The 26,551-nt window shown below is 59.0% G+C and carries 29 protein-coding genes and 1 other RNA gene; 19 read left to right on the top strand and 11 right to left on the bottom strand.

The window, feature by feature from the left end; all coding sequences use genetic code 11:
• Nucleotide 1: 1 nt before the first annotated feature.
• Complete coding sequence (locus DOU54_RS25110) at nucleotides 2–1,801, bottom strand: ABC transporter transmembrane domain-containing protein (protein WP_037092114.1); 1,800 nt, start codon at nucleotides 1,799–1,801, stop codon at nucleotides 2–4.
• 260 nt (nucleotides 1,802–2,061) lie between these two features.
• Between DOU54_RS25110 and rpmE the strand changes: the two genes are divergently transcribed.
• The gene (rpmE, locus tag DOU54_RS25105; RefSeq protein WP_003497640.1) at nucleotides 2,062–2,283 is read left to right on the top strand and encodes a 50S ribosomal protein L31; all 222 of its coding nucleotides are present in this window, start codon (nucleotides 2,062–2,064) and stop codon (nucleotides 2,281–2,283) included.
• Between the two features lie 150 nt (nucleotides 2,284–2,433).
• Here rpmE and rcdA read toward each other — a convergent pair whose 3' ends face one another.
• The 3 genes from rcdA to DOU54_RS25090 form a co-directional block, all read right to left on the bottom strand.
• Complete coding sequence (gene rcdA, locus DOU54_RS25100) at nucleotides 2,434–2,949, bottom strand: protease adaptor protein RcdA (RefSeq protein WP_003506184.1); 516 nt, start codon at nucleotides 2,947–2,949, stop codon at nucleotides 2,434–2,436.
• A 401-nt stretch (nucleotides 2,950–3,350) separates the two neighbouring features.
• Nucleotides 3,351–3,542 (bottom strand): DUF1192 domain-containing protein, encoded by a 192-nt coding sequence (locus DOU54_RS25095; protein WP_004445779.1) that lies wholly within the window; start codon nucleotides 3,540–3,542, stop codon nucleotides 3,351–3,353.
• On the bottom strand, nucleotides 3,539–4,828 hold the full coding sequence (locus tag DOU54_RS25090; RefSeq protein WP_004445776.1) for an MFS transporter: 1,290 nt from the start codon (nucleotides 4,826–4,828) through the stop codon (nucleotides 3,539–3,541). Before DOU54_RS25090 ends, DOU54_RS25095 begins: the two co-directional genes overlap by 4 nt.
• A gap of 137 nt (nucleotides 4,829–4,965) precedes the next feature.
• Between DOU54_RS25090 and DOU54_RS27610 the strand changes: the two genes are divergently transcribed.
• The gene (locus DOU54_RS27610) at nucleotides 4,966–5,121 is read left to right on the top strand and encodes a hypothetical protein (RefSeq protein WP_004445774.1); all 156 of its coding nucleotides are present in this window, start codon (nucleotides 4,966–4,968) and stop codon (nucleotides 5,119–5,121) included.
• A gap of 54 nt (nucleotides 5,122–5,175) precedes the next feature.
• On the opposite strand, the gene DOU54_RS25085 is transcribed toward DOU54_RS27610, so the two are convergent.
• The 5 genes from DOU54_RS25085 to tkt form a co-directional block, all read right to left on the bottom strand.
• Nucleotides 5,176–6,201 carry a class I fructose-bisphosphate aldolase gene (locus DOU54_RS25085; protein WP_004445772.1) on the bottom strand — a complete coding sequence of 342 codons (1,026 nt, stop codon included), beginning with the start codon at nucleotides 6,199–6,201 and terminating at the stop codon, nucleotides 5,176–5,178.
• A gap of 191 nt (nucleotides 6,202–6,392) precedes the next feature.
• The gene (locus DOU54_RS25080; RefSeq protein WP_113732025.1) at nucleotides 6,393–7,595 is read right to left on the bottom strand and encodes a phosphoglycerate kinase; all 1,203 of its coding nucleotides are present in this window, start codon (nucleotides 7,593–7,595) and stop codon (nucleotides 6,393–6,395) included.
• Nucleotides 7,596–7,662: 67 nt separating this feature from the next.
• Entirely contained in the window at nucleotides 7,663–9,528 is a 1,866-nt protein-coding gene (locus tag DOU54_RS25075) for a potassium/proton antiporter (protein WP_035209187.1), read from the bottom strand.
• Between the two features lie 315 nt (nucleotides 9,529–9,843).
• The gene (gap, locus tag DOU54_RS25070; protein ID WP_113732024.1) at nucleotides 9,844–10,854 is read right to left on the bottom strand and encodes a type I glyceraldehyde-3-phosphate dehydrogenase; all 1,011 of its coding nucleotides are present in this window, start codon (nucleotides 10,852–10,854) and stop codon (nucleotides 9,844–9,846) included.
• Nucleotides 10,855–10,916: 62 nt separating this feature from the next.
• Nucleotides 10,917–12,899 carry a transketolase gene (gene tkt, locus DOU54_RS25065; RefSeq protein WP_113732023.1) on the bottom strand — a complete coding sequence of 661 codons (1,983 nt, stop codon included), beginning with the start codon at nucleotides 12,897–12,899 and terminating at the stop codon, nucleotides 10,917–10,919.
• Between the two features lie 324 nt (nucleotides 12,900–13,223).
• On the opposite strand from tkt, the gene DOU54_RS25060 reads away from it, so the two are divergent.
• From DOU54_RS25060 to DOU54_RS25025, 7 genes are all read left to right on the top strand, one after another.
• Nucleotides 13,224–13,496, top strand: coding sequence for a DUF4164 domain-containing protein (locus DOU54_RS25060; RefSeq protein ID WP_004445765.1), 273 nt, complete (start codon nucleotides 13,224–13,226; stop codon nucleotides 13,494–13,496).
• A gap of 10 nt (nucleotides 13,497–13,506) precedes the next feature.
• Entirely contained in the window at nucleotides 13,507–13,884 is a 378-nt protein-coding gene (locus DOU54_RS25055; RefSeq protein WP_113732022.1) for a cell division protein ZapA, read from the top strand.
• Between the two features lie 76 nt (nucleotides 13,885–13,960).
• A non-coding RNA gene (gene ssrS, locus DOU54_RS25050) (6S RNA) lies at nucleotides 13,961–14,119 on the top strand.
• A 229-nt stretch (nucleotides 14,120–14,348) separates the two neighbouring features.
• The gene (locus DOU54_RS25040; RefSeq protein WP_004445761.1) at nucleotides 14,349–15,611 is read left to right on the top strand and encodes a hemolysin family protein; all 1,263 of its coding nucleotides are present in this window, start codon (nucleotides 14,349–14,351) and stop codon (nucleotides 15,609–15,611) included.
• Nucleotides 15,611–16,228 carry a 5-formyltetrahydrofolate cyclo-ligase gene (locus DOU54_RS25035; protein WP_107327399.1) on the top strand — a complete coding sequence of 206 codons (618 nt, stop codon included), beginning with the start codon at nucleotides 15,611–15,613 and terminating at the stop codon, nucleotides 16,226–16,228. Before DOU54_RS25040 ends, DOU54_RS25035 begins: the two co-directional genes overlap by 1 nt.
• Nucleotides 16,229–16,300: 72 nt before the next feature.
• Complete coding sequence (locus tag DOU54_RS25030) at nucleotides 16,301–17,125, top strand: TIGR00282 family metallophosphoesterase (RefSeq protein WP_004445757.1); 825 nt, start codon at nucleotides 16,301–16,303, stop codon at nucleotides 17,123–17,125.
• Nucleotides 17,126–17,237: 112 nt separating this feature from the next.
• Nucleotides 17,238–18,080: an MBL fold metallo-hydrolase gene (locus DOU54_RS25025; RefSeq protein ID WP_113732021.1), complete on the top strand. Its 843-nt coding sequence runs from the start codon at nucleotides 17,238–17,240 to the stop codon at nucleotides 18,078–18,080.
• Nucleotides 18,081–18,117: 37 nt separating this feature from the next.
• Here DOU54_RS25025 and DOU54_RS25020 read toward each other — a convergent pair whose 3' ends face one another.
• A complete protein-coding gene (locus tag DOU54_RS25020; protein ID WP_004445753.1) occupies nucleotides 18,118–18,621 on the bottom strand; it encodes a pyridoxamine 5'-phosphate oxidase family protein in 504 nt (167 codons plus the stop codon).
• A gap of 198 nt (nucleotides 18,622–18,819) precedes the next feature.
• Here DOU54_RS25020 and DOU54_RS25015 point away from each other — a divergent pair, with 198 nt between their 5' ends.
• On the top strand, nucleotides 18,820–19,566 hold the full coding sequence (locus DOU54_RS25015; RefSeq protein ID WP_004445751.1) for a YebC/PmpR family DNA-binding transcriptional regulator: 747 nt from the start codon (nucleotides 18,820–18,822) through the stop codon (nucleotides 19,564–19,566).
• A 55-nt stretch (nucleotides 19,567–19,621) separates the two neighbouring features.
• Here DOU54_RS25015 and DOU54_RS25010 read toward each other — a convergent pair whose 3' ends face one another.
• Nucleotides 19,622–20,623 (bottom strand): LLM class flavin-dependent oxidoreductase, encoded by a 1,002-nt coding sequence (locus DOU54_RS25010; protein ID WP_022563046.1) that lies wholly within the window; start codon nucleotides 20,621–20,623, stop codon nucleotides 19,622–19,624.
• Nucleotides 20,624–20,846: 223 nt separating this feature from the next.
• On the opposite strand from DOU54_RS25010, the gene ruvC reads away from it, so the two are divergent.
• The 9 genes from ruvC to tolQ all read left to right on the top strand — a co-directional run bounded on the left by ruvC (nucleotide 20,847) and on the right by tolQ (nucleotide 26,527).
• Nucleotides 20,847–21,359 carry a crossover junction endodeoxyribonuclease RuvC gene (gene ruvC / locus DOU54_RS25005; RefSeq protein WP_004445748.1) on the top strand — a complete coding sequence of 171 codons (513 nt, stop codon included), beginning with the start codon at nucleotides 20,847–20,849 and terminating at the stop codon, nucleotides 21,357–21,359.
• Nucleotides 21,360–21,388: 29 nt separating this feature from the next.
• A complete protein-coding gene (gene ruvA / locus DOU54_RS25000; protein WP_113732020.1) occupies nucleotides 21,389–22,006 on the top strand; it encodes a Holliday junction branch migration protein RuvA in 618 nt (205 codons plus the stop codon).
• 122 nt (nucleotides 22,007–22,128) lie between these two features.
• Nucleotides 22,129–23,169, top strand: coding sequence for a Holliday junction branch migration DNA helicase RuvB (gene ruvB, locus DOU54_RS24995; protein WP_004445743.1), 1,041 nt, complete (start codon nucleotides 22,129–22,131; stop codon nucleotides 23,167–23,169).
• 52 nt (nucleotides 23,170–23,221) lie between these two features.
• Nucleotides 23,222–23,440 (top strand): hypervirulence associated TUDOR domain-containing protein, encoded by a 219-nt coding sequence (locus tag DOU54_RS24990; RefSeq protein WP_004445742.1) that lies wholly within the window; start codon nucleotides 23,222–23,224, stop codon nucleotides 23,438–23,440.
• 33 nt (nucleotides 23,441–23,473) lie between these two features.
• Nucleotides 23,474–24,055 (top strand): DinB family protein, encoded by a 582-nt coding sequence (locus DOU54_RS24985; RefSeq protein ID WP_004445740.1) that lies wholly within the window; start codon nucleotides 23,474–23,476, stop codon nucleotides 24,053–24,055.
• A complete protein-coding gene (locus tag DOU54_RS24980; protein ID WP_004445738.1) occupies nucleotides 24,052–24,576 on the top strand; it encodes an NUDIX hydrolase in 525 nt (174 codons plus the stop codon). The genes DOU54_RS24985 and DOU54_RS24980 overlap by 4 nt, the downstream gene beginning before the upstream one ends.
• Complete coding sequence (locus DOU54_RS24975) at nucleotides 24,573–25,109, top strand: NUDIX hydrolase (RefSeq protein WP_113732019.1); 537 nt, start codon at nucleotides 24,573–24,575, stop codon at nucleotides 25,107–25,109. The genes DOU54_RS24980 and DOU54_RS24975 overlap by 4 nt, the downstream gene beginning before the upstream one ends.
• Nucleotides 25,106–25,546 (top strand): tol-pal system-associated acyl-CoA thioesterase, encoded by a 441-nt coding sequence (ybgC, locus tag DOU54_RS24970; RefSeq protein ID WP_004445735.1) that lies wholly within the window; start codon nucleotides 25,106–25,108, stop codon nucleotides 25,544–25,546. The genes DOU54_RS24975 and ybgC overlap by 4 nt, the downstream gene beginning before the upstream one ends.
• 261 nt (nucleotides 25,547–25,807) lie before the next feature.
• Nucleotides 25,808–26,527, top strand: a complete 720-nt coding sequence (tolQ, locus tag DOU54_RS24965) for a protein TolQ (protein WP_113732018.1) — start codon at nucleotides 25,808–25,810, stop codon at nucleotides 26,525–26,527.
• Nucleotides 26,528–26,551 lie beyond the last annotated feature (24 nt).

Raw genomic sequence — 26,551 nt, 5'->3', positions numbered from 1 at the left:
CTCAAGCCTGTGCGCGCAGTTCTTCGGGCCCGGTCTGGAATTGCAGACGGGCGAGCCGGGCATAGAGACCGTTCTGGCGAATGAGACTCTGATGCGTGCCTTCCTCGATGATGCGGCCTTCATCCATCACCAGAATGCGGTCGGCTTTGAGAACGGTGGCAAGGCGGTGGGCGATGACAATGGTGGTGCGGCTGCTCATGAGCTCATCGAGAGCCTTCTGTACCAGTGTCTCGCTTTCCGCGTCGAGCGCCGACGTGGCCTCGTCCAAAAGCAGGATAGGTGCGTTGCGCAGGATGGCGCGGGCAATGGCGATGCGCTGGCGCTGCCCGCCGGAAAGCGTCACGCCGCGCTCTCCCACCTGGGTGTCATATCCGTCGGTAAGGCGTTCGATGAAGCTGTCGGCCTGCGCGGCGATGGCTGCGGCGCGCACTTCTTCCCGTGTCGCGTCAGGCCGTCCAAAGGCGATATTGTCATGGATGGAGGAGGCGAATATCGCCACATCCTGCGGGACGATGGATAGACGCGCCCGCAGATCGGCGAGCTTGACGTCGCGGATATCAGCGCCGTCAATGGTGATACGGCCCTGCTGCGGATCGTAAAAGCGCATCAGCAGCGAAAAGACCGTGCTCTTGCCCGCACCGGAGGGTCCGACGATTGCGACGGTTTCGCCGGCACTGACTTTGAAGGAGAGGCCGGAGACGATCGGCCGTCCTGCCGCGAGCGGGTAGACAAAATCGACATTCTCGAATGCGGCTTCGCCACGCGGCGGCTGGGGCAGAGTGACGGGCGCGACGGGATCGAGAACCGGCGAGCGCTCGTCCAGCAGTTCGGACAGCCGTTCTGCCGCGCCGCCGGCCTGCGCCAGTTCTCCCCAGACTTCCGATAGCTGGCCAAGGCCGCTGGCCGCGATGACCGAATAAAGCACGAACTGACCGAGCGTTCCCGCGGTCATGCTACCGGACAGGACGCTTTGCGCCCCATACCAGAGAATGCCGACAACGCTGCCGAAGACGAGCGTGATGGCGACGGCGGTGAGGATGGAGCGTGCGCCGATGGCGGCGCGTGCGCCCTGATAGGCCGCTTCCACCGAAGCGCCATAACGGGCATTCGCCAGCGTCTCGGCATTGAAGGACTGTACGGTGCGGCTCGCCGCAATCGTCTCGGAAGCATAAGCGGCGGAATTGGCCAATGTGTCTTGTGTCGTACGGGAGCGGGCGCGGACCGAGCGCCCGAAGGCAATCAGGGGAAAAACGATAAAGGGAATGGCCAGCAGCGCGAGTCCGGAAAGACCGGGGCTGGTATAGATCATCATCGCCACGGCGCCGCAGCACATGATGATGTTGCGCAACGCCACCGACGCAGATGAGCCGAATGCGGAGCGGATCTGCACCGTGTCGGCCGTCAGTCGCGAGGTGAGCTCGCCTGAGCGGTTGGCATCGAAGAATTGCTGTGACAGCGTGGTGAGATGGGCGAACACATCGCGGCGCAGATCGGCAACGACCCTCTCGCCGATCGTCATGACGTAATAATAACGCATGGCGCTGGCGAGCGCGAGAACAACCGCAATGGCCAAAAGCATGGCGAAGTAGCTGTTGATCATACCGCCATCAGGCGTCTGAAAACCGTGATCGATGATGCGGCGAACGGCGAGCGGCAAGGCGAGAGTCGTGGCGGAAGACAGAACAAGTGCAAAAAGAGCCGCAGCCATCAAGCCACGATAACGCCTGAGATAAGGAAACAGGCCAAGGAGCGGTTTCAGGCTTCTCTGTTTCACCGCTTTATGCTGTTCGATGTCTGCCACGTCCTCTATGCTCCTCGTTCTTCGCCATTTTTCGGCCTTTTGCGGGCGAATTTCCGGTCTGCGGTAAAATTCCTGCCCGGCAGCCATCTCCTTTCACAAGGGGATAGCAGGCTCTTGTTATCTCGGCGACCTTCATGTATAGGCTCCGCATCGAATTGGGAAGCCATAGCCCATCTGGACTATGGCTTCATTTATTGAATTGGCTCAGTTGACGCAATTGCGGCAAATGGACCGCACGTCACTTAACCAGGAAGATTGTCATGAAGGCTGATATCCATCCCGATTATCACACGATCAAGGTGGTCATGACCGATGGCACCGAATACGAAACCCGCTCTACCTGGGGTTCGGAAGGCGCCGTCATGAACCTTGAAATCGACCCCAAGTCCCATCCGGCATGGACGGGCGGCAACCAGCAGCTTATGGACCGCGGTGGTCGCGTTTCCAAGTTCAACAAGCGTTTCGGTGGCCTCGGCCTCTGATTCCCTTGCGGGCGGATTGTTAAAAAAGCCCGGTTTTACCGGGCTTTTTTGTTGCGCTGTTTTGGCGACGGCATCTACCCGGCATGACCGCTGAAAAAAAAGCAGGCCGGTGAGCCTGCTTTCAAATTGTCCACTCAATGTGGTTTTTTCTCAGTTGATCGAGAAAGCCGTGCGCAGAAGGTTGAGCTGCGCCTGAACGCTGTTCTCATTGTCCGGCACCTTCGCGGCTTCGGAAGGGCGATAGATTTCGCGGTCGAGCAGGGCGATGCGGTTCTGGAGACGCAGCGAGCGCTCGATAAGATCGCGGAAGGACTCCGGCAGGTCGTTCCAGCCGGGCGCGTTGCGGTCGACGTTGAAGCTGTCGAGGCGAACCTTATTCTTCTCGCTCAAAACCTGATCGCGGGTCATTTCACCGTTGTTGACGGCGCGCTGGAGCAGCAGCCAGGAGGCCATCTGCATCAGGCGAGTCGTGAGGCGCATCGATTCCGCGGCATAAAGCACTGAGGCCATGCGCGGCAAAACTTTCGAGGCAGCGCGGCCGGCGCCGTCGAGATAGCTTGCAGTTTCCTCGACCAGGGTCATGCCTTCGGTATAGAGGGTCTTGAACTGGTTGGAAGCAGCCGCGCGCCCCGCAAAGCTTATGGTATTTAAAACCTGTTCCGACATTTCTTTAAATCCCTGCTCACGCACCACACTGTCAGGCAACGACGATCCGGATATTTTGTTCCGGCCTTTAGTGTTTTCAGGATGGTATCTTTACCTGAAATGCGCAAGGCAATTATTAAAGAAGGGTTAATACCCACAGTTTTACCGAAGCCGGCGGCGGCAAAAAAAGAGCCGCGAAAGCGGCTCTCAAGGTAAAACAGGGAGAAAAATCAGACCAATTCGCCGAATGGAGAAGATGCCTGAAATCCAGAAGAACTGGACATGTATAGTAATCTCTCAGAAAGCTTAATTTTTGGTTAATGGTAAACGAAAGACTGACCCAAAACCTCTTATTTTGGAACGCACGTTGAACCGATTCTGCCGTTAGGCACGTGCGGGCCGGGTTTATTGGTCGCCGCGCATCAGGATCGGAAAAGATTCTCCGCCGCCTGTCTTCCCGCGGATTTCCGCTTTCTTTCCTCTTCGAGTCGGGTGATTTCGGCCTGGAGAAGCTCGATCCGGCTGTCCAGTTCGTCCACGGAGAGGAGGCTAAGATCGCTGCCAATCTGGTGTGCAGCGGGTTTTTGCGGGCGGTCGTCGTCAAAGAGGCTCATATGCCTGCTCCTTTTTCCACGTAGTCCCCATCCTCGCCGGGATATTGCGGCGCGCGCGGGTCAAGCGCAATACTCTCCGGTGTCACCAGCGGCGAAGGCGTCGTCGGCATCATCGTCGAGAAATTGTCCTTCTCGTCGGTTGAAAGCGCGGCGCGCCTGCGGCTTCTGATAATGGCATAGGCAGTAATCAAAATATGGGCGACGGCTGTGACCAGAAACAGCGCATAGGGCCCGGAATAGGTCATGACAGCGCCGCCGAGCGTCGGTCCGATAATGGTGCCGACGCCGTAAAGCAACAGCAACCCGCCTGAAACCTTAACGAAATCCTCGGACGCCGCAAAGTCGTTGGCGTGCGCCACGGCGATGGGATAGAGCGCATTGGCGGCTGCACCGTAAACGGCGATCATCGGAATCAGAACGTAGACGTGATGCGGCTGCACGGCTGCGACCGCAAGTCCCGCGACAGCGCCAAGCCCCGCGAGGCCGGCCAGCACGTAACGACGGTCTATCCTGTCCGAAAGGCGACCCGCCGGGAACTGCGCCAATGCGCCGACGAAAATCGTGACGGACACCATGATGGCGATCATGGTCGGATCCAGGCCTGCCCGGGCACCGAAGACGGCGCCGAGCGTGCCGTACGCGCCGTTGGCGATGCCGATCATCAGAATGCCGACGAAGGAGACCGGGGAGTTTCGATAGAGCGCCGGCAAATCCAGTTTCACCTTCTGCAAAGGCTGTGGACTGGCCGCCTTTGAAAGCGTTGCCGGCAGAATGGCGATGCAATAAATGATGCCGCAGATCATGAACAGCGAGGTATTGCTGATATCTCCCATCGGCACGATCATCTGTCCCGCCACGACGCCCAGAAGCGTGATGGCGATATAGAGCGAAAAGATCATGCCGCGGCTTTCGTTCGTGGCGCGCTCGTTCAGCCAGCTTTCGATGATCATTGAGGTGCCGGCGGTGCAGAAGCCGGTAAGCGCACGCAGCGTAATCCACCAGACGTCATCAACGATGAGACCGGTCATGAGCACGGTCAGGCATACCAATGCGACGAAAGACGCAAAAGCCCGCACATGGCCGGCACGGCGCACGATGGCCGGCGCGACAAAACAACCAACAACGAAGCCCGCAGCCCAGGAGGTTCCGAGGAAACCAAGTATCTCGTTGGAGTAACCTTCTGCCGAGCCACGCACTGGCAGCACGAGGCCCTGAAGACCGTTGCCGAGAAAGAGGAACAGAGTGCTGGATAAAAGAGCGAATACGGGTAGAAGATTTCTGCTCATGACAACACTCTCATGCGTTCGGACGGACGGTCGGACAGGTCATACAACGGGAGTTACCCGAATGAGTTGCACTCTTCTGGTGAACGGTAAAAATGTCCAGCCTGTGACGATGCAGAAATAAAGAAAAGGCTCAATAAATGACGAAGGCGATCGGCCTTTTTTTACTGCTGGCCATGGCCGTCCAGATTATCCGGCCGCTCGGCCTGCCGGGGCTGAAGAAACGGGGCGATTGCTGGAAGATAGCGGTTGCCGCCTTTGTCATCTGGTCGGTAACGCTGCTTCTGCGCCCATAAGAAAAAGCCGCCCCGGGAGGCGGCTTTCATTCACTAAAGCTCTGGAGCGAAGCCTCAGGCTGCTTTTTCGAGTTCCTGCTTCCAGTTACCCTTGGCCGCCAGACTGTTCATGGCGGCGCGGTGCGTGAAGGCGCGCTGGCCGGCAGCGACATTCTCCTGCTTGCCGCCCCAGGTCTTGAGGGCCGTATCCTGAAGCGCGCGGCCGTAGGAGTAGGTGAGAGACCAGGGCAGGTCATAGCCGGAATTCATGGCGGAGAGATGCGCCGTTGCCTCTTCGGAGGACTGGCCGCCGGAAAGGAAAGCAATGCCCGGAACGGCGGAAGGTACGGTCGCCTTCAGGACCTTCACGGTCTTTTCCGCCACTTCCTCGACGGAAGCCTTGCGGGCCTTCTTGCCGTCGATGATCATGTTCGGCTTGAGGATCATGCCTTCGAGGTTCACGCGGGCGTCGAAAAGGTCCGCGAAGACGGTCTGCAGAACCCATTGCGTGACTTCCGCGCAGCGGTCGATGTCATGCGTGCCCGGCTCGCCGTCCATCAGGACTTCAGGCTCAACGATCGGCACGATATCCGCCTGCTGGCAGAGAGCGGCATAACGGGCGAGCGACTGGGAGTTTGCCTTGATCGAACCCCAGCTCGGGCGCTGTTCACCGATGGTGATGACGCCACGCCACTTGGCGAAGCGCGCACCGGCTTCGTGGTACTTGCGCAGGCGCTCATAAAGACCGTCGAGGCCTTCGGTAATGAATTCATGCGGGTGGAAGGCCATCGGCTTGGCGCCGATATCCACCTTGATGCCCGGCAGGCTGCCAGCCGCCTTGATGATATCAACGAAAGGTGTGCCGTCGGCAGCCTTCTGGAACAGGGTCTCTTCATAGAGAATGACGCCGGAGATATATTTCTTCATGGCGTCGTCGGAACGGAACAGCATCTCGCGATAGTCGCGGCGGGCGGTCTCGGTGGACTCCAGATTGATGCTGTCGAAACGCTTTTTGATCGTTCCCGTGGATTCGTCGGCGGCGAGCAGGCCCTTGCCGTCGGCGACCATTTTGATTGCGATGTCTTCGAGACGTTCGGTCATTTGCTATTCTCCCAAGGCACAATAAATTTCCGATAACAGAAGTTCCAGGGCAGGGAAATGGCACGCTAACTCATTGAAACGATTGAAATGATTTCAATCGTTTGAAACTTTTCCTCCCGCGTGCACTTACCAAAAGACAAGGCCGGACAAGCATCGCTTGTCCGGCCTCGTGTCAGGCAAGTGAGATAAGTTTACTTGGCGGCGGTCAGGATGGCAACGCCCGGCAGTTCCTTGCCTTCCATCCATTCAAGGAAGGCTCCGCCGGCGGTCGAAACATAGGAGAAATCCTCGGAAACGCCGGCATGGTTGAGCGCGGCCACGGTGTCGCCGCCGCCTGCGACGGAGACGAGCTTGCCGGCCTTCGTGCATTCCGCGGCATGTTTTGCGGCAGCCACGGTGGCTGCATCGAAGGGCTCGATTTCGAAGGCACCGAGCGGCCCGTTCCAGACCAGCGTTTCCGCGCGTGAAATCCAGGCCTTGATGTTTTCAACCGATTTCGGGCCGACATCGAGCACCATGGCGTCAGCGGGAATGGCATTGATGTCGACCGTTTCACTGGCCGCACCGGCCTTGAATTCGCGGGCAACGACGCCGTCTTCCGGCAGCACGATGGCACAGCCGGAAGTCGCGGCCTCGATCATGATCTGCTTTGCGGTTTCGGCCAGATCGTGCTCGCAGAGCGATTTTCCAACCTGGGCGCCACGGGCGGCGAGGAAGGTGTTGGCCATGCCGCCGCCGATGACGAGGGCATCGACCTTCTTTACGAGGTTCATCAGAAGATCGATTTTGCTTGAAACCTTCGCGCCGCCGACGATGGCGACGACGGGACGCACCGGCTGGCCGAGGCCCTTTTCCAGAGCCTCAAGCTCGGCCTGCATGGTGCGGCCGGCATAGGCGGGCAGGTGGCGGGCGAGGCCCTCGGTGGAGGCGTGGGCGCGATGCGCGGCGGAGAAGGCGTCATTGACATAGATATCGCCATTGGCCGCCAGAGCCTCGACGAAGGTGGGATCGTTCTTTTCTTCGCCCTTGTGGAAGCGCGTGTTTTCCAGAAGCAGGATATCGCCGTCATTCAGTTTCGCAACGGCTTCCGCCGCCGGCGCGCCGATGCAGTCGGACGCGAAGGAGACGGCATGGTCCAGCACTTCCTCTACTGCTGGTACGATCTGGGAAAGCGACATGTCAGCCACGGGTTCGCCCTTCGGACGGCCAAAATGGGCAAGCAGAATAACCTTTGCGCCCTTCTTGGAAAGTTCCAGAATGGTCGGCGCGACCCGCTCGATACGGGTCTTGTCCGTAACTTTGCCATCCGCGACCGGCACGTTGAGATCAACGCGGACGAGAACGCGCTTTCCGGCAATGTCGTTGAGGTCATCGATGGTCTTGAAAGCGGGCATAGGTCGATCCTGATTTGTTGCGAGTTCGGCAGGGACCATACTATGCCTGATTGCCGACGCAAGCCGGTCAGGCTTCATTTTCTCTCACGGTGTTTGAAGGTGCGACCACGTCTTGTGCGGTAGCGGTGGAACGCGACTGACGCCGCTGCGCCAGATAGTCACGCACCCGTTTGAAAATTTCCGAGAAGCTGATGAAGATCGGCAGGGTGGTAGCCGGTTCGACCGGCTCCAGCGAAATTCCGACACCCGCTATCGCCTCATGTTCGTCCAAAGTCCGCACGATCAGGACGATGGAGCCGAGGCGCACGCGGTCGGCATAATCGGCCCGTCCGGCAAGACGTGTCTCGATGAGTTCTGCGATGCTCATTGCCTGTTCTGCTGGCGCAAGCAGGCCGGGACCATAGGCGGCATCAAGCTCCTTCGCCGGCCGGGCGGGAGAGATCGCGAAGGTGCCGAAGAAATCGGCGTCGTCATCGGCGACGGGCAGGGCGCTCGCGAAGAGCCGGTCGATCAGGCGGGAATAACCGGGGGCGATGAAGAGATAGACAAGATCATTTTCACGCAGTCGCCCGGCATATTGGTAGCGAATCGATTTGCCGTCACGCACCACCAGCGAAGGCATCGCCCAGCGGGGAATGCGCTCGCCCTGCAGGATGGCGCTGCCCTTTGCCACGCGGTAGGAAATCAGTTCGTGATTGGCCGTACCGGGAAGGTCAACCTCCAGCTTGTCCACCTCGCCCATGCGTGGCGGCACGATCAGCCCCAGCCTTGTTGCCACCGGTTTGATGGTCCAGCCCTGCACGAGGAGCGATACCAGCACGATGATGAAGGCGGCATTGAAATATATCTGGGCGTCATCAAGTCCGCCGAGGATGGGCATGATGGCAAGCAGGATGGAGACGGCGCCGCGCAGGCCCACCCAGGCGACGAAAGAGGTTTCCTGTTGGGTGTAGTTAAACGGCATGAGGCTGAGCCAGACCGCGAGCGGACGGGCGACGAAGATCAGGAACAGCGCCAGCAGGATGGCTGGAATTGCGATTGCAGGAAACTGCGACGGCGTGGCAAGCAGGCCGAGCATCAGGAACATGATGATCTGTGCCAGCCACGTCAGCCCTTCGTGGAAGCGACGGATCGTTTCCTTGGCGAAGATCCTGCGATTGCCGGCGACAATGCCGGCGACATAGACCGCCAGAAAGCCGCTGCCGCCAATCGTGCCGGTGAAGGAAAACACGAGCAGCGCCAACGCAAGCACAAAGATTGGCGCCAGTCCCCGATCGGCGGCAAAACGGTTGACCACGGCGGCGATCATGAGACCGCCCAGCACGCCGACGATCACACCGAGGCCCATTTCCTCAACAAAAAGCAGCAGAAAACCGCTGTCGATACCGGCCAGGCCCTGTCCTTTGGCGATGATCTCGACCAGGGCGACTGTGAGGAAGATGGCCATTGGATCGTTGGTACCGGATTCGACCTCCAGCGTGGAGCGCACCTGATCGCGGATGTGGATGCCGCCGATGCGCAGCAGGAAAAACACCGCTGCCGCATCGGTGGAGGCGACGATGGCACCGAGCAGCAGGCCCTCTAGCCAGGAGAGCCCGAGCAGGAGGGCGGCTGCGCCCGCGAAAAAGACGGATGTGAGAATAACGCCGACCGTGGCAAGCGCCATTGCCGGTGCCGCGGAAAGCCGGAAAGACTGGATCGACGTGCCAAACCCGGAGTCGAACAGGATGACGGCAAGTACCAGCGAACCGAGCATATAGGCGAGAGGGTTGTTGGTGAATTCGATACCGAGTCCGTCCACACCCGCCGCAAGTCCAATCACAAGGAAGAGCAGCAGCAGCGGCGCGCCGAAGCGGTAGGCGATGAGGCTCGAGAAGGCAGCGACGAGGACAAGAACAGTTGCCACCAGCAACAACAGATAAAATGATTCCACGTCCACCGCCTCTTTCACGCCGCGCTGGCCACCGCAATGATTGCTCTGCACGTTCGCAGTCAATGCGCCACGGGTTGCGGTCTGTCAGCGCTCGGTCGGCGGCGTTGAAAGGTAACGCAAGGCGGGGTGTATCGAAAGATACGGCAGGGCCGAAGTGCATTGCGCACGACCGTTATCCCTGCGTCCCTTGTCCGTTTCAAAATGGACCAGACAAAGGCAGGAAATTGAAAACATGGCGGCACTGTAGAGGAAAACCGGGAATAAAAAATCCGGCGGGATCGCTCCCGCCGGAATGCATCGACTGATGGGTATTCGTTAGATGGTCTTCGCGAAGGCGACAGCCGTATCCGACATGCGGTTGGAGAAGCCCCACTCGTTGTCGTACCAGGACAGGACGCGCACGAAGTTGCCTTCCATGACCTTGGTCTGGTCATTGGCGAAGATTGACGAGTGGCTGTCGTGGTTGAAATCGCGGGAAACCAGCGGCTCGTCGGTATAGCCGAGGATGCCCTTCAGCTGGCCGTCGGAAGCCACCTTGATGGCTGCGTTGATTTCGGCAACCGTCGTGCTCTTCTTGGCCACGAACTTGAAGTCGACGACCGACACGTTCGGGGTCGGAACGCGGATCGACGTGCCGTCAAGCTTGCCCTTGAGGTGTGGCAGGACGAGGCCAACAGCCTTTGCGGCGCCTGTCGAGGTCGGGATCATGGACAGGGCTGCGGCGCGGGCGCGGTACAAATCCTTGTGCATGGTGTCCAGCGTCGGCTGGTCGCCGGTGTAGGAGTGGATCGTGGTCATGAAGCCATGATCGATGCCAACGGCGTCATCGAGAACCTTCACGACCGGCACGAGGCAGTTGGTGGTGCAGGATGCGTTGGAGATGACGAGGTGATCTTTCGTCAGCTGGTCATGGTTGACACCGAAGACGACGGTGAGGTCGGCGCCGTCAGCGGGAGCCGAAACGATGACGCGCTTGGCGCCGGCCGTCAGATGGGCAGCAGCCTTGTCGCGGGCTGTGAAGATGCCGGTGCACTCAAGCGCGATATCGACGCCCAGTTCCTTGTGCGGCAGCGTTGCCGGGTCGCGAACGGCCGTCACCTTGATCGGCTTGCCACCGCCAACGATGATGGTGTCGCCTTCGACCTTGACGTCGGCCGGGAACTTGCCGTGGATCGAATCGTAGCGCAGCAGGTGAGCGTTGGTTTCAACCGGGCCGAGGTCGTTGATGGCGACGACTTCGATATCGGTGCGGCCGGATTCAACGATGGCGCGCAAAACATTGCGGCCGATGCGGCCGAAGCCGTTAATGGCAACTTTTACAGTCATTTACAGTCTCCCGATCAAGAATGGGCTTGGTCTTTGCTGAATGGTGAGGGCTTGGGAAGCCCTTACGCAAGTTTTGCCTCGACTGCGGCGACGACAGCTTCTGCCGTGATACCGAAGTGCTTGAAGAGATCCTTCGCCGGGGCGGACGCTCCAAAGGAGTGCATGCCGACGAAAGCGCCATCGTTACCGATGAAGTAATCCCAGCCCTGGCGGATGGCGGCTTCCACCGCGATCTTGACCGGAGCCTTGCCGATGATGGCGTTGCGATAGGTTTCCGGCTGTTCCTTGAAGAGTTCGAAGCAGGGAACGGAAACGACGCGGGCGGATACGCCCTTGTCCTTCAGCGTTGCGGCCGCTTTCAGAGCCACTTCGACCTCCGAACCGGAAGCGAATATCGAAACCTTGGCGTCGCTGGCGGAGACGAGTTCGTAGGCGCCGTAAGCAGACAGGTTCTTCTCTTCATATTCCTTGCGCGAAGGAGCGAGATTCTGGCGGGTGAGGGCCAGCGCAGACGGACGATGCTTCTGTTCCAGCGCCAGCTGCCAGCATTCCGCCGTCTCGGTCTCATCCGCCGGGCGGAAGACGAGCAGGTTCGGAATGGCGCGAAGGGCAGCGATCTGCTCCACCGGCTGGTGGGTCGGGCCGTCTTCACCAACGCCGATGGAATCATGCGTCAGAACGTGGACGACACGGATGCCCATGAGCGCGGCAAGACGGATCGACGGACGGCAGTAGTCCGAGAAGATCAGGAAGCCGCCCGCATAAGGAATGAGACCGCCATGCAGTGCGATGCCGTTCATGGCAGCAGCCATGCCGTGCTCGCGGATGCCGTAGTGCAGGTAACGGCCGGAGAAGTCCGTCGGCGTGATGGACTTCATCTGGCTGGTCTTGGTGTTGTTGGACGGCGTCAGGTCGGCAGAACCGCCGATCATTTCCGGCAGCACGCCGTTAATGACTTCGAGCGAGTCTTCCGAGGCCTTGCGGGTCGCAACGGTCGGGTTGTTCTCGATGATCTTCTTCTTGAAAGCATCGATCGAGCTATCGAAATTGCCCGTCAGGTCGCCGGCGAAGCGGCGCTTGAACTCGGCTTTCTTGCCGGCCTCAGCGGCTTCGAGGCGGACTTCCCAGTCCTGACGCGTCTTGGTGGAGCGCAGACCGGCAAGACGCCATGCATCCAGCACGTCTTCCGGAATGACGAAAGCTTCGGCTTCCCAGTTCAGGCTCTTGCGGGCCGCAGCGATTTCTTCTGCGCCGAGCGGGTTGCCATGAACCTTATGGGTGCCCTGCTTGTTGGGCGCGCCGAAACCGATGACGGTCTTGCAGGCGATGAAGGTCGGGCGGTCCGATTTCTGCGCGGCTTCGATGGCAGCGGCGATCGCATCCGGATCATGGCCGTCAACACGGATGGTGTTCCAGTGAACCGCCTGGAAACGGGCAATCTGATCGGTGCTGTCGGAGAGGCCAACTTCGCCGTCGATGGTGATGTTGTTGTCATCCCAGAAGAGAACGAGCTTGTTAAGCTTCAAATGGCCGGCAAGCGCGATGGCTTCGTGGCTGATGCCCTCCATGAGGCAGCCGTCGCCGCACAGTACATAAGTGAAGTGGCTCTGCAGGTCGGAGCCGAACTCCTCTTCCAGCTTGCGTTCGGCGATTGCCATGCCCACGGCGTTGGCGATGCCCTGGCCGAGCGGACCGGTGGTCGTTTCGATGCCGGTGGCGTGGCCATATTCAGGATGGCCGGCGGTCTTGGAACCGAATTGACGGAAACGCTTGATCTCGTCGATCGTCATGTCCTCGTAGCCCGTAAGATAGAGCAGCGAGTAAAGAAGCATCGAACCATGACCTGCCGACAGCACGAAACGGTCGCGATCCGGCCAGAGCGGCGCCTTGGGATCGAATTTCAGGTAGCGGGTGAAGAGAACGGTGGCGACATCAGCGGCGCCCATCGGCAGACCGGGATGGCCTGAGTTGGCCTTCTCCACTGCATCCATGGCAAGAAAGCGGATCGCATTTGCCATCCGGTTGTGTTTGTCGCGAGAAATCATGGCTTTTCCGTCTGTTTCCGGGTGAAAGGAGATAGTTTTACGCAACTATCCAAAAAGCGGGTTGATCCATAGCAGGTGAGGCAGGCAAGTCAATAAATCGACGGGCAATTGCGGTTCTGCGGTCGATAAAAATCGTTTCGCAAAGCGGGGGCTGGAACGGATTTCGTGTCCCGTCCGGCCCGGTTTCTTCGTTCATCCACAGAGCAAAACGCCACAATGCACTGGTTTGATTGACGGGATGGTAAATCGGGTAATAACCTCGTGAGCGTTTAAATGGCCTGAAACCGGACGATTCGGCCGGTGGCGTGCGAGTTGGAAAAAACGATGTCGGCTGAGAAGACCTTACAATCTGCGCTGACGGAGCTGAATGCTGCCATCACAAATCTCGAAAATGCCATCGATATGCGTATCGAGCGGCAGAGAGAGACCGGCGAGATCGATAACGAGGTGAAGCGCGTCCATGTCGACCGCGCCAGACTGGCGCAGGAACTGGACCAGGCCGAGTTTCGCGCTAACCGTCTTGAAGAAGTCAATCGCGAGGTTTCGCGCCGGCTGGTGACGGCCATGGAGACGATCCGCGCGGTGCTGGATCGATAGGAGCGGTATCATGGCGCAAGTTACTGTTATGATCGACGGAAAGGCCTATCGCATGGCGTGCGAAGCAGGCCAGGAAGACCACCTGACCGACCTTGCCACCAGTTTCGACCGGTATGTGGGGCATCTCAAGAGCCAGTTCGGAGAAATCGGCGACCTGAGGCTAACGGTGATGGCTGGTATCATGGTGATGGACGAGCTTTCCGAGCTCAACCGCAAGATCGAGAAGCTGGAAGGTGAGGTCGCATCCCTCTCCCGCAATCGCGATGGCATGGCCGAGCACAAGGCGAAGTCGGATGAGATGGTGGCGCTTGCCATCGGCGATCTGGCCGACCGGCTGAACGGCATTACCGAAAAATTGCTGGACCGCCCAAAACCGGCGGCACACTGATCATCCGGAATTCCGAAGCGATAAAATTTCGCTCTGCGCCTCTGGCGGTTTTTCCCGATCCGTCCTATATCTTGAATGCGTTCTGCGCTTCTCGACAGGAACCACAATCCCTGGGGCCATACTCGATCCAAAGGGAGCTGTCCCTGGCCAGTCCCGTGGGGCTGGACACACGGTGCCCACCTACTTTTGTAGGCACCCAGGATCGTAAATCTCCATCGGTCGCCGTGGAACGCGCTTGAAGTTTCGGGACAATTCCGATGCTTCCCTGTACCCTCGATATAGTCGACAGTCATTTTTCATAACTGCCGGGCACGGCTTTTTTATATTCCTGTCATTGCAATGGCGGAACAATTCCCTATTATCCGGATTGGTATGTCTGTCATGCCCTTTAAAAAGGGGCGCTGCGGCCAAAACCGCGACGTGCCGTTCAACAGCCCAAAGAGCTAAACTTGTTTACTGAAATTATGATCGTGGTCCTGCTCACCGTATTGAACGGTGTGCTTGCCATGTCCGAGCTTGCCGTTGTCTCCTCCAGACCGGCGAGGCTAAAGGTGCTTGCCACGCAAGGCAGCAAGGGCGCCACACAGGCGCTCAGCCTTTCCGAAAACCCCGGACGCTTTCTTTCTACAGTGCAGATCGGCATCACGCTGGTTGGCGTCCTCTCGGGCGCATTTTCCGGCGCCACGCTCGGTGCCCGCTTTACGGCGTGGCTTCTGGAGCAGGGTGTTCCTGACCGTGCGGCCGATGCAATTGGCGTCGGCTCGGTCGTCGTCGCCATTACTTACCTGTCACTGATCGTCGGCGAACTGGTGCCAAAGCAGATTGCGTTGCGCGACCCTGAAAAGATTGCCGCGCGTGTTGCGCCTACCATGATGCTGCTGTCCAAGGTCGGCGCGCCGCTGGTGTGGCTGCTCGACCGGTCGGGTAAGGCCATTCTGGCGCTTCTCGGCCATAGTGGCGAATCCAACGCGTCGGTCACCGACGATGAAATTCGCACTGTCCTGGCCGAAGCCCATAGCGCCGGCGTGATCGAGACCGAAGAATCGGCGATGATCACCAGCGTCATGCGCCTTGCTGACCGCAACGCGCGCGGCCTGATGACGCCGCGTCGCGACGTGGAAGTGGTCGATATCGAAGACAGCGCCGAAGAAATCCGCGAGCAGCTTCGCGGGACGCAGCGTTCGCGTCTGCCGGTGCGCAACGGCGCGTCCGACGAAATTCTTGGCGTGCTTTTCGCCAAGGACGCCTTTGATGCGCTGGCCTCCGGCAAGGAGCTCAACATTCGTGAGCTTCTGCGCGAGGTGCCCGTCGTGTCCGACCTGACGAGCGCCGTTGACGTCATCCAGTCGCTGCGTCGCTCCACCGTGCACATGGTCCTCGTTTATGACGAGTACGGCCATTTCGAAGGTATCATCAGCTCCGGCGACGTGCTGGAGGCCATTACCGGTGCCTTTCAGGAAGATGACGACGAAGAGCCGGCCATGGTCGAGCGCGAGGACGGTTCGTTCCTCGTTGCCGGCTGGATGCCTGCCGATGAGTTCGCTTATCGCATGGGCTTCCAGATCAATGAGGACGCCGAGTTCGAGACCGTCGCCGGACTTGTCCTGGACGAGTTCCGTCGCCTGCCGGAACTGGGTGAACATGTAACCCGCAACGGCTGGCGTTTCGAGGTCATCGACCTTGATGGTCACCGCATCGACAAGGTTCTCGTGAGCCGGGCCGCCTGATGCCCGGTGACGTTGCCGAAAAAGCAAGGTTGCGCGGCGAACGGCTCGCCGCGCGAGATGCTCTGACACTGGCGGAACGGCACGAGAAGAGCCGGTTCATTACCGCCCACGGTGCCGCGGATATTCCCCTTGTGCCGGGGACCGTCATCTCCGGCTTCATGCCGATCCGCTCGGAGGCGGATACCCGTCCGCTGATGGAAGCGTTGCGGGCAAGGGGTGGACGTCTCGTCCTTCCCGTTGTGCTGGATCGTGAAACCATTGTCTTCAGGGCTTTCGAGAGGGATACGCCGCTGGTGAAGACCGGCTTCGGCACGACCGGTCCGGGTGAGGATGCGGAGCTTCTCGATCCCGATATACTGCTCGTACCTCTGTCCGTCTTCGACGGACACGGGCAACGGGTTGGTTATGGCGCAGGCCATTATGACCGCGCCATCGCGCGGTTGCACGCCAAGGGCAAACAGCCCGTTCTCATCGGTGTCGCCTTTGACTGCCAGGAAGTGGCAGACATCCCCGCGGAACCGCACGATGTCTCGCTTCACGCCATTCTGACAGAAAGCGGTCTGCGCTGGTTTTCAGCCCCGTTGTCGATCTCCGATAGTGAGCAAAAGGCGCTTTAGCACTTTTTAAAAGATGGATTACCCGTTAGAGGGGACGAAATATCGAAACATGCGCAAGATCGGGGCGGGTGAATGAGGCTTCTTTTTCTCGGAGACATGGTTGGCAAGACCGGACGCACGGCTGTCTGGGAGCGATTGCCGGGGCTGATTTCCGATCTGAAGCTGGATTTCGTCATCGTCAACGGTGAGAATGCTGCTGGTGGTTTCGGTATCACCGAGGATATCTATCTCGAGACCATCAATGCCGGTGCCGATGTTGTCACCACCGGCAATCACGTCTGGGATCAGAAAGAGGCGGTTTCCTTCTGCGAGCGCCATGACCAGTTCCTGCGGCCCGCCAATTACCCCGAGGGTACGCCGGGCAAGGGCTCGGGCATTTTTTATGCCCGCAACGGCGCACGCATATTGGTCGCCAACATCATGGGGCGGGTCTTCATGCATCCGGAGCTGGACGACCCCTTCAAGTCGGCGGAAAGCATTCTTGCGGCCTGCCCGCTGAAGGAACAGGCGGATGCCATCATCTTCGATTTTCACGCCGAGGCGACCAGCGAGAAACAGTGCTTCGGACATTTCGTGGATGGCCGTGCAAGCTTCGTCGTCGGCACCCACACCCATGTTCCGACAGCTGACGCACAGATATTGAACGGCGGAACCGCCTACATGTCGGATGCGGGCATGTGCGGCGATTATGACAGTTCCCTCGGAATGGACAAGGAAGAGCCGATCAACCGCTTTATCTCCAAGATGCCGAAGGGCCGCTTTGAGGCAGCGAGCGGGCCTGCCACGATCTGCGGTGTCGGGGTGGAGATTTCCGACCGGACTGGGCTTGCGGAAAAAATTGCGCCGCTGCGCATCGGGCCGCGACTTTCGGAAACGCTGCCTTCCTTCTGGGTTTGATCCCGCCGAAGCGTTCACAATGACGAGAGTGCCAGCCTTCAGTTGCTGATGTAACTGGACGCTCGGCAAAACCTGTCCCATCCTCTCAGCTTCGCAAGTTCAGGGGAGTGGCATGATGCTGCGCGTGCTAATGCTTGCAATAACAGGACTGATCGCCTGTTCGGGAGCGGCCTTCTCCCAGTCGGCGAGCCGTCCTCCCGTCAGCCAGTGCCAGGCGATCGCCAGCGCCATTCCGGGCGTGATGTTCGCGCGCTTCGATGCGCGCAATGTTCAGCTGGCTCAGGCCACGGCGAAGGAAGAGGTGAAAATCAGCTTCATCGGCCACTCCACCTACCTGATCGAAAGTCCCGGCGGGGTAACGATTGCCACGGATTATAACGGCGTCTATCGCCCTCCCGTCATGCCGACGGTGGTGACCATGAACCGGGCGCATTCAACACATTTCACCCTCAATCCGGACCCGGCCATTCAATATGTGCTGCATGGCTGGAGCGATACGCCGGGAGAAAAAGCCGAGCACAAGCTGCTCGTGGGCGACGTTTACATCCGCAATGTCTCAACCGACATCCGCAACCGCTGGGGAGATTATGAGTCTTTTCAGGAAAACGGCAATTCCATCTTCATCTTCGAGGTTGCCGGGCTGTGTATCGGCCATCTCGGCCATCTGCATCATGAGTTGACGGACACGCATTATGCCGAGATCGGCCGCCTGGATGTGTTGATGGTGCCTGTCGATGGTGGTTTGACCATGGGGGCCGACAGCATGAGCAGGGTGGTCAAGCGCCTGCGCTCTGCGCTGATCCTGCCGATGCATCGCACCGGCCCGCCGCTGGAGCAGTTTCTGACTATGTTTGGCGAAAATTTCGCTATCGCCTATGCGAGCGATCCGGTCATCCGGGTCTCGATGAGAAACCTTCCCCGCCAGCCGCAGATACTGGTGCCGAAAGGCATGTAAATGGCGACGGGCGGGGAAAGGCTCGGGGAGCGGGTTCTCAGGCGAAGGTGAGGTGCTGGCGAACGCCGACGTCGGGCGTCTTGTCATCCGACATGTTTGCCTTGGCGATTTCCCAGCCGAATTTCAGCGTACTGTCCGTCGAAGCCCAGATATCGGCATCATCGACATGCAACGCCAGCATGGTCAGTTGCGGATCGCTCTTGCCGTGCTCGTACCAGGCGGCGGTGACTGAATTCCAGTATTCGTCGATCTTTGATTTGTCATCGCGCGCTTCGAGGACGCCCGAAAGGCAGGCGTGATAATCATGATCCTTGCCCACAAGGCAGAAATGCGCACGGGATCCGGATTTGAGCGATTTTACCAGATCCGTGTCTTTTTTGGAAAAAAACCAGATCGTGTTGGTCTTGGGGTCAGCGTGGGGCGCCATAGGCTGCATGTGACTGTGCAGGCCCTCAAGGCCGAGCATGCCGGCATGGACGGAATTGATCTCGTCCCAGAGCTGGCGGGCCGGGGCTTCTCTTGCTTCAGTCAGGCTGACCATATGTCTTCTCCTTCCGGTTTGGGGCTGCGGCGGAGTGGAAAAGATGGCCTTCTCCGTCGCGTTCATGATCAGAACGAAGAGCGGATAAATCAGTTCCTTCTGTTGTTGCGGCAAGAGAAAGCGCCTGCGGGCTTGAACGATGAGCCTATCGCACTTATAAGGCCCGCAATCTCCAAATTACGATAAATCAGGTTTTCCATGGCTGGTCATTCACAGTTCAAGAACATCATGCACCGCAAGGGCAAGCAGGACTCCGTGCGGTCCAAAATGTTTTCCAAGCTTGCGCGCGAAATCACCGTTGCGGCCAAGACGGGCATGCCCGACCCGAACATGAACCCGCGCCTGCGTCTGGCCATCCAGAACGCCAAGGCCCAGTCCATGCCGAAAGACAATATCGAGCGCGCCATCAAGAAGGCTGCGGGTGCCGAAGGCGAGAACTATGATGAGGTCCGCTACGAAGGCTACGGCCCTGGCGGCGTCGCCGTCATCGTCGAGGCGCTTACAGACAACCGTAACCGCACTGCCTCCAATGTACGATCCATCTTCACCAAGGCTGGTGGTGCGCTGGGTGAAACCGGATCGGTCTCCTTCTCCTTCGACCGTGTCGGCGAGATTTCCTACAAGGCGGAAGTCGGCGATGCAGACAAGGTGATGGAAGCGGCCATCGAGGCCGGTGCGGACGATGTTGAATCTTCCGAAGACGGCCACATCATCATCTGCGGTTTCGAAGCGATGAACGAGGTATCCAAGGCGCTGGAAGGCGTGCTGGGCGAAGCCGAAAGCGTCAAGGCCATCTGGAAGCCGCAGAACACGGTACCGGTAGATGAAGAAAAGGCACAGTCGCTGATGAAACTCATCGACAACCTCGAAGACGATGACGACGTGCAGAACGTCTATTCGAACTTCGAAGTGTCGGAAGAAATTCTCGCCAAGCTTTCCGCCTGACGTTTTCACGTTCCTAAAAAAAGCCCCGGCAGCGATCCGCGCCGGGGCTTTTTGTTTAGGCGGCCTTTTTGATGGATGTCCGCACGTCGGCGAAAATCTCGACCGACCGCAGCCGCTTTTCGATGTCGTGGATCGGCATCGAGACAATCAGCTCATCCGCCTGTGTTTCAGCCAGAAAACCGTCGAGATGACGCTGGATCGTTTCAGGCGCGCCAACGGCGGCAAAACGCAACGTATGCTCCACGGAGAAGCGCTCCATCTCGTTCCAGTAGCCTTCCATGCTGTGCACGGGCTTCGGGAACTGCGTGCGCACATTGCGCCGCAGATTGACGAATTGCTGCTGTGACGAGGTAAAGAGATGCTGCGCCTCCTCGTCGGTATCGGCGCCTACACCCATCACGCCAACCATCACATAGGGCTTGTCCAGCACCTCGGAGGGCTGGAAACGCTCGCGATAGATATGGATCGCTTCCATCAGCATGTCAGGGGCAAAATGGGATGCGAAGGAATAGGGCAGGCCAAGGGCTGCGGCCAGATGCGCACTATAGGTGCTGGAGCCGAGCAGCCAGAGAGGCACGTTCGAATTCATGCCGGGTACGGCGAGGATCGCCTGATCCTGCTGAGGCGGGCCGAGATATCTTTGCAATTCGACGATGTCGTGCGGGAAATTCTCCGCACCGGCGTCGAGATTACGGCGCAGCGCCCGTGCGGTTCGCATATCTGTTCCGGGGGCGCGGCCCAGGCCAAGATCGACCCGGCCGGGCAGAAGTGCTGCAAGCGTCCCGAACTGTTCGGCAATGACGAGCGGGGAGTGGTTGGGAAGCATGATACCGCCCGAGCCGACGCGGATATGTTTCGTGGCCGCACCCACATGGGCGATAACGAGCGACGTCGCGGCGCTTGCGATGCCCGGCATGCCGTGATGTTCGGCCAGCCATATGCGGCTATAACCTTGTTCTTCAGCCTTGATCGCCATCCGGCGGGAGTTTTCGAGCGCCGCGCTGACGCTCTCGCCTTCGCCGATGGGCGAAAGATCGAGAAGGGAAAAGGGGATCATCCGACGCTCCTGCGTAATCTGGGTCTTTGCAGCGGATGTAAGGCGCGCCTGCGGATTTACCAGACAAGTCGCGTAGAATTGAAGGATGGATCAAAAAAATTGGCCTTTGCCAAAGGTCGGCACTGGGGCGACTTTGGCCCCTATTTGACGCCTGTACCCGGGAATGTTGTCGTTTTGTTCACTTATCGCTGGCAGTCTCGCGGCCGGAAAGATAAGGTACCTCATGCAAAAGACGATTCGGATCATCGGCATCGACCCCGGACTACGGCGCACCGGCTGGGGCGTGATCGACACATTGGGAAACAGCCTGCGTTTCGTCGCTTCCGGCACGGTGACTTCAGATGGCGACATGGATCTCGCCTCCCGGCTTTGCCAGCTTCATGACGGCTTGGCGGAAATCGTGCACAGCCATCAGCCCGATGAGGCGGCTGTGGAGCAGACTTTCGTCAACAAGGACGCGGTGGCCACGCTGAAACTCGGACAGGCGCGCGGCATCGCCATGCTTGTTCCGGCGCGTGCCGGTTTGCCGGTGTTCGAATATGCGCCGAACGCCGTGAAAAAAGCTGTCATCGGTGTGGGGCATGGTGAAAAGCAGCAAATTCACATGATGCTGAAAATCCTGATGCCGAAGGCCGAGTTTAAGGGTAACGATGCGGCGGACGCCCTCGCGATCGCAATCTGCCACGCCCATAATCGCGGCGGTGACAGGATGCGTCGGCTGCTGGCGGCCGGTTAATTTTAAGTCTCATTGCAGCGGGCGCGATCATGATCGGAAAACTGAAGGGCAGCATCGAGGAAATCGGCACGGATTACGTGTTGGTGGATGTGCATGGCGTCTGTTACATCGCCTATTGTTCGGCGCGCACGCTGTCGAAAATAGGCTCCGTCGGAGAGGCCGTGATCCTCTTCATCGAAACCTATGTACGAGAGGACCAGCTCAAGCTTTTCGGCTTTCTTTCGGCGCTGGAGCGGGAATGGTTCAACCTTTTGCAGAGCGTGCAGGGCGTCGGATCGAAAGTCGCTCTTGCGGTGCTTTCCACCCTGTCGCCCACCGAGCTTGCCAATGCCATAGCGCTCCAGGACAAGGCGTCAATATCGCGTGCGCCGGGGGTTGGGCCCAAAGTGGCCGTGCGCCTCGTGACCGAATTGCGCAACAAGGCCCCGGCTTTCGCGGGCGAGGCGTCCGGGGCTATCGGACTGAAGCAGGAACTCGGGGAGGGTGTAGCCTCCGCGCCGGTGGCGGACGCCGTATCTGCACTCACCAATCTCGGCTATTCGCGTGACCAGGCCGCCAATGCGGTCGCCGCGGCGCTGAAAAATGGCGGTGAGGGCGCGGATAGCGCCAAGCTGATCCGGCTGGGGCTGAAGGAGCTTTCACGGTAAGGTGAGCCCGTTACACAAGCGTCCGGACGCGGTGTTGAATTTCGTGACGCGCCCTGGCGCGACAGCCATGTTATAGCGGCGAAGACGACCTCATGAATTCTAGAAATAATGGAATGCCCTGAATGAGCGATGCGGACAGACTGATCACCCCGGAAAAGCGCGGTGAGGACATCGACACCACCCTGCGCCCGCAGTCGCTGGACGACTTTACCGGGCAGGCGGAGGCGCGCGCCAATCTCAAGGTCTTCATCGAGGCCGCCAAGAATCGTGGCGAGGCGTTGGATCACGTGCTGTTCGTCGGTCCGCCCGGCCTCGGCAAGACCACGCTGGCGCAGATCATGGCCAAGGAGCTTGGAGTAAACTTCAAGTCCACCTCAGGGCCGGTGATCGCCAAGGCGGGCGATCTCGCCGCGCTCCTGACCAATCTTGAAGAGCGCGATGTTCTCTTCATCGATGAAATTCATCGCCTCAACCCGGCCGTGGAAGAAATCCTGTATCCGGCGATGGAGGATTTCCAGCTCGATCTGATCATCGGGGAAGGCCCGGCGGCGCGTTCGGTGAAGATCGATCTTTCCAAATTCACGCTTGTCGCCGCCACCACCCGCCTCGGCCTCTTGACGACACCGCTGCGCGACCGTTTCGGCATTCCCGTGCGTTTGTCCTTTTACACGGTTGATGAACTGGAACTTATCGTCCGTCGCGGTGCGCGGCTGATGGGTCTCAACATGACGGATGAGGGTGCCCGCGAAGTGGCGAGGCGGGCGCGTGGCACGCCCCGCATTGCCGGACGGCTTCTGCGCCGGGTGCGCGACTTTGCCGAGGTGGCGCGGGCGGAAGCCGTTACCCGGGATATCGCCGACGAGGCTTTGACGCGGCTGCTGGTGGATAATATGGGTCTTGACCAGCTGGACATGCGGTATCTGACCATGATCGCCGTCAATTTTGGCGGGGGCCCGGTCGGCATCGAGACCATTGCTGCCGGACTGTCGGAGCCGCGCGACGCGATCGAGGATATCATCGAGCCCTATATGATCCAGCAGGGTTTCATCCAGCGCACGCCGCGCGGGCGTATCCTGACCGCCACGGCCTGGAAACATCTGGGCATGCAGCCGCCGAAGGATCTCGAGGCAGCACAGTTCCGGCTCACGCTTGAGGACGATTGAGGGGAACAAACCCGCCTTGCCGGCTTTGATCGTCTTTGGCACGGAGATGGTCATGTCTGGATATCGCAAGGGTACGAAGGTCCGCTGGAACTGGGGCACGGGTACAGGTGAAGGGAAAATCCTTGAAGTCTTCACCGAAGATGTCGAAAGAACGATTTCCGGTTCCACGATAAAGCGTAAGGCCAGCAAAGACGAACCCGCTTATCTCATCGAACAGGAAGATGGCGGCAAGGTTCTGAAAAGCAGATCAGAGCTCGAACGCACCGATTGAACGACGCCGTTAGGTGTTACGGGAGGGATGCCGATGCCTTATGATCCGCTGCGGGTTTTCCGCAAACTTGCGCGCAACAACCGGCTCGCCAATTACCGGCTGCATCAAGCCTGTCTCCAGCTTTCGCAGGAGGCGTTTGTTGCCCGCCGCATCAGTTTCTTCCCGACGCTGCGTGCGACGCTCAATCATATCTACACTGTCGACCGCTTTTATATCGATGCGTTGCAGGGCGGCACACTGGGACTGGCCGCCTTTGCCGTAGAGGAACCCTTTGCCAACATGCTGGCGTTGCAAGGCGCCCAGACAGAGCTTGACGAGGTGTTGATCGCCCTTGTCGACGGGCTCGATGAAGATCGCCTCGCCGCTATTGTCAATATCCACCGCGGCAGGCGTATCCAGCAGGATCGCTGCGACGACGTTCTGTCGCATCTCTTCCAGCACCAGACGCATCATCGCGGGCAGGCGCATGCGATGCTGTCCGGGACCCCGGTCAAGCCGCCGCAACTGGATGAATTCATTGTGGGAGATGATGCAAAGGCGAGAAAAGACGAGATGGATGCATTAGGGTGGACGGAAACCGATTTGATGTTTCCAGCCCGCAGGCCCGCCCAATGACACACAATACCAAGCAGGACACCCGCATCCGCATCAAGTTCAAGCCGAAGCGCATTTTCCAGATGCGGGTCGCGGGGCTGGCCTTTCGCGATGGCCACGTCTTGGTGCACCGGGCCACACATGAAAAATTCTGGACCTTTCCAGGCGGGCGTGCCGAAATGGGTGAGCGCTCAGAAGAAACGCTGGCGCGAGAAATGGTCGAGGAGCTCGGTGTGGAAGCCAAGATCGGGCGGCTTCTCTGGGCGGTCGAAAATTTCTTCCATTACGAAGGCAAGGACTGGCACGAACTCGGCTTTTATTACCTGATGGACCTGCCGCAAACGCTTGCCTTTCATCCCACCGACATTATTCACCGTGTTCAGGATGGCGATAACGAGCTTGAGTTTCGCTGGGTCGCGGCAACCCGGCAGGCATTGACGGAGCTCGATATTCCCCCCTATTTCATCGCCGACGAAATAGAGAACCTGCCCAGGGCCACGCGACACCTCGTCTGGCACGACGGCGATCTGGACGATAAATGACCTCTCCGCCCCAACGTCACATGATCCGGTTGGATCGCAGACCGCAGCTTTTTAGCATGCGCGTGGCAGCCCTCATTTTTCAGAGTGATCATCTTCTGGTGCAGCGTGGCGCAGGGGATGACTACTGGGCCTTGCCTGGCGGTCGGGCTGAAATCGGTGAAAGCTCCGAGCAGACCATTGTTCGCGAGATCGGTGAGGAGCTTGATCGGACGTGTTCGGTGGAGCGCCTTTTATGGTCGGCCGAAAACTTTTTCGCCTATGACGGTTATTCGGCCCATGAATTGGGATTTTATTATCTCGTTTCGCTGGGCCATCCCCTGCCATTCCATGAAGACCACATCGTCCACAGGGTGATGGATGGCATCGAGGTCGAATTCCGCTGGCTGCCTTCACGAACTTCCGCGCTGATCAGGAACGATCTGCGCCCGCGCTTCATCGCAGAGTGCATCGAGGCGTTGCCCCTGCGGCACGAGCATCTGATTGTCCGCGAGGGCCGCTCTGACGCTACTGAAAATCCCAAGGAGACATTATGAGCGAGCTTTTGGTTTCGCTGTCGGGTGAATTGATCGAACACGGTCACCGCCTGATGCAACGCGTCTATTACGAGGATACCGATTTTTCCGGCCTGGTTTATCACGCGCGGTACCTGCATTTTCTTGAGCGGGGCCGTACCGATTACCTGCGTTGCCTCGGCTGCGAACAAAGTGCGCTTCTGACCGCTGATGAAGAAGGTCTGGTCTTCGTCGTGCATCGCATGGAGATCGATTTTAAAAGCCCCGCCCGGATGGACGACGTGCTGACGGTGACAACCATCACCGAGAAGGCCGGGGGCGCAAAAATGGTGCTCAATCAGGAAATCAGGCGCGGTGAAACGCTGCTCGTCGCCGCCAAGGTCATCATAGCCGTCATCAATGCCAATGGCCGGCCAAGGCGTCTTCCCGAGACGGTGGCGGAAAAATTTCTGAAGTAATTGACGGGCCGGATCAGTAAATCCGCCGGGCGTGGCCGGGTTGTAACACTCCTTTAACCATAATGGTGTCTTACTTTAGCAACTGGCATTTGTGCAGCGCACGCCTTCCTTTCACCAAATTTATTGGCAAGTAAGGCTTACTGGCAAGTATCGGGGTATGGCTAAGGGGTTGGCGGCTGTTGCCGCAGGACTTCGAGCGTTAACACGCGTTTGAATCGCCCGGTCCCGTACCGGGCGTTTGGATTCGGGGATTGGATATTTATGGAACAGGCAGGTTTGGCAGCGGCGACGCATGATGTAAGTCTCTGGGCGCTGTATATGCAGGCGGGCCTCATCGTTAAGCTCGTGATGATCGGGCTTATCGCCGCCTCGGTCTGGACGTGGGCAATCGTCTTCGACAAATATGTGAGCTTCGGCAAGGCGAGGCGCCAGTTCGACCAGTTCGAACAGGTGTTCTGGTCGGGCCAGTCTCTTGAAGAGCTCTATCGCACGCTGGCGGAGCGCCAGAATGGCGGTCTGGCCGCAATTTTCGTTTCGGCCATGCGCGAATGGAAAAAATCCTTCGAGCGTGGCGCACGTTCGCCCATCGGCCTGCAGATGCGTATCGACCGGGCAATGGACGTGACCATGGCGCGGGAAAGCGAACAATACGAGGCGCGCCTCGGCTCGCTCGCCACCATCGGTTCGGCCGGCCCCTTTATCGGTCTCTTCGGCACGGTTGTCGGTATCATGACCTCGTTCCAGGCGATTGCCGGTTCGAAGTCCACCAACCTCGCGGTCGTGGCTCCCGGTATCGCGGAAGCGCTTCTTGCAACCGCGATCGGCCTTGTCGCGGCTATTCCCGCGGTTATCGCCTACAACAAGTTCACGGCTGACGCACACAAGCTTTCCGCCCGAATGGAAGGTTTCGCCGACGAATTTTCGGCAATCCTGTCGCGACAGATCGATGAAAAACTTCAGACACGGCAGGCCGCCCAGTAAGCGGCCGACTGCAATGCCGTCGAG

Origin of the sequence: Agrobacterium sp. MS2 (genome assembly GCF_003261015.1) — a bacterium.
GTDB lineage: Bacteria > Pseudomonadota > Alphaproteobacteria > Rhizobiales > Rhizobiaceae > Agrobacterium > Agrobacterium pusense.
Note: the sequence above shows the minus strand (reverse complement) of the source record. Positions and strands in the feature narration are given on the sequence as shown.

Coding starts and splice junctions, on each gene's coding strand:
- rpmE (WP_003497640.1), top strand. CDS start 2,062: ATGAAGGCTGATATCCATCCCGATTATCACACGATCAAGGTGGTCATG.
- rcdA (WP_003506184.1), bottom strand. CDS start 2,949: ATGTCGGAACAGGTTTTAAATACCATAAGCTTTGCGGGGCGCGCGGCT.
- DOU54_RS25095 (WP_004445779.1), bottom strand. CDS start 3,542: ATGAGCCTCTTTGACGACGACCGCCCGCAAAAACCCGCTGCACACCAG.
- DOU54_RS25090 (WP_004445776.1), bottom strand. CDS start 4,828: ATGAGCAGAAATCTTCTACCCGTATTCGCTCTTTTATCCAGCACTCTG.
- DOU54_RS27610 (WP_004445774.1), top strand. CDS start 4,966: ATGACGAAGGCGATCGGCCTTTTTTTACTGCTGGCCATGGCCGTCCAG.
- DOU54_RS25085 (WP_004445772.1), bottom strand. CDS start 6,201: ATGACCGAACGTCTCGAAGACATCGCAATCAAAATGGTCGCCGACGGC.
- DOU54_RS25080 (WP_113732025.1), bottom strand. CDS start 7,595: ATGCCCGCTTTCAAGACCATCGATGACCTCAACGACATTGCCGGAAAG.
- gap (WP_113732024.1), bottom strand. CDS start 10,854: ATGACTGTAAAAGTTGCCATTAACGGCTTCGGCCGCATCGGCCGCAAT.
- tkt (WP_113732023.1), bottom strand. CDS start 12,899: ATGATTTCTCGCGACAAACACAACCGGATGGCAAATGCGATCCGCTTT.
- DOU54_RS25060 (WP_004445765.1), top strand. CDS start 13,224: ATGTCGGCTGAGAAGACCTTACAATCTGCGCTGACGGAGCTGAATGCT.
- DOU54_RS25055 (WP_113732022.1), top strand. CDS start 13,507: ATGGCGCAAGTTACTGTTATGATCGACGGAAAGGCCTATCGCATGGCG.
- DOU54_RS25040 (WP_004445761.1), top strand. CDS start 14,349: ATGATCGTGGTCCTGCTCACCGTATTGAACGGTGTGCTTGCCATGTCC.
- DOU54_RS25035 (WP_107327399.1), top strand. CDS start 15,611: ATGCCCGGTGACGTTGCCGAAAAAGCAAGGTTGCGCGGCGAACGGCTC.
- DOU54_RS25030 (WP_004445757.1), top strand. CDS start 16,301: ATGAGGCTTCTTTTTCTCGGAGACATGGTTGGCAAGACCGGACGCACG.
- DOU54_RS25025 (WP_113732021.1), top strand. CDS start 17,238: ATGATGCTGCGCGTGCTAATGCTTGCAATAACAGGACTGATCGCCTGT.
- DOU54_RS25020 (WP_004445753.1), bottom strand. CDS start 18,621: ATGGTCAGCCTGACTGAAGCAAGAGAAGCCCCGGCCCGCCAGCTCTGG.
- DOU54_RS25015 (WP_004445751.1), top strand. CDS start 18,820: ATGGCTGGTCATTCACAGTTCAAGAACATCATGCACCGCAAGGGCAAG.
- DOU54_RS25010 (WP_022563046.1), bottom strand. CDS start 20,623: ATGATCCCCTTTTCCCTTCTCGATCTTTCGCCCATCGGCGAAGGCGAG.
- ruvC (WP_004445748.1), top strand. CDS start 20,847: ATGCAAAAGACGATTCGGATCATCGGCATCGACCCCGGACTACGGCGC.
- ruvA (WP_113732020.1), top strand. CDS start 21,389: ATGATCGGAAAACTGAAGGGCAGCATCGAGGAAATCGGCACGGATTAC.
- ruvB (WP_004445743.1), top strand. CDS start 22,129: ATGAGCGATGCGGACAGACTGATCACCCCGGAAAAGCGCGGTGAGGAC.
- DOU54_RS24990 (WP_004445742.1), top strand. CDS start 23,222: ATGTCTGGATATCGCAAGGGTACGAAGGTCCGCTGGAACTGGGGCACG.
- DOU54_RS24985 (WP_004445740.1), top strand. CDS start 23,474: ATGCCTTATGATCCGCTGCGGGTTTTCCGCAAACTTGCGCGCAACAAC.
- DOU54_RS24980 (WP_004445738.1), top strand. CDS start 24,052: ATGACACACAATACCAAGCAGGACACCCGCATCCGCATCAAGTTCAAG.
- DOU54_RS24975 (WP_113732019.1), top strand. CDS start 24,573: ATGACCTCTCCGCCCCAACGTCACATGATCCGGTTGGATCGCAGACCG.
- ybgC (WP_004445735.1), top strand. CDS start 25,106: ATGAGCGAGCTTTTGGTTTCGCTGTCGGGTGAATTGATCGAACACGGT.
- tolQ (WP_113732018.1), top strand. CDS start 25,808: ATGGAACAGGCAGGTTTGGCAGCGGCGACGCATGATGTAAGTCTCTGG.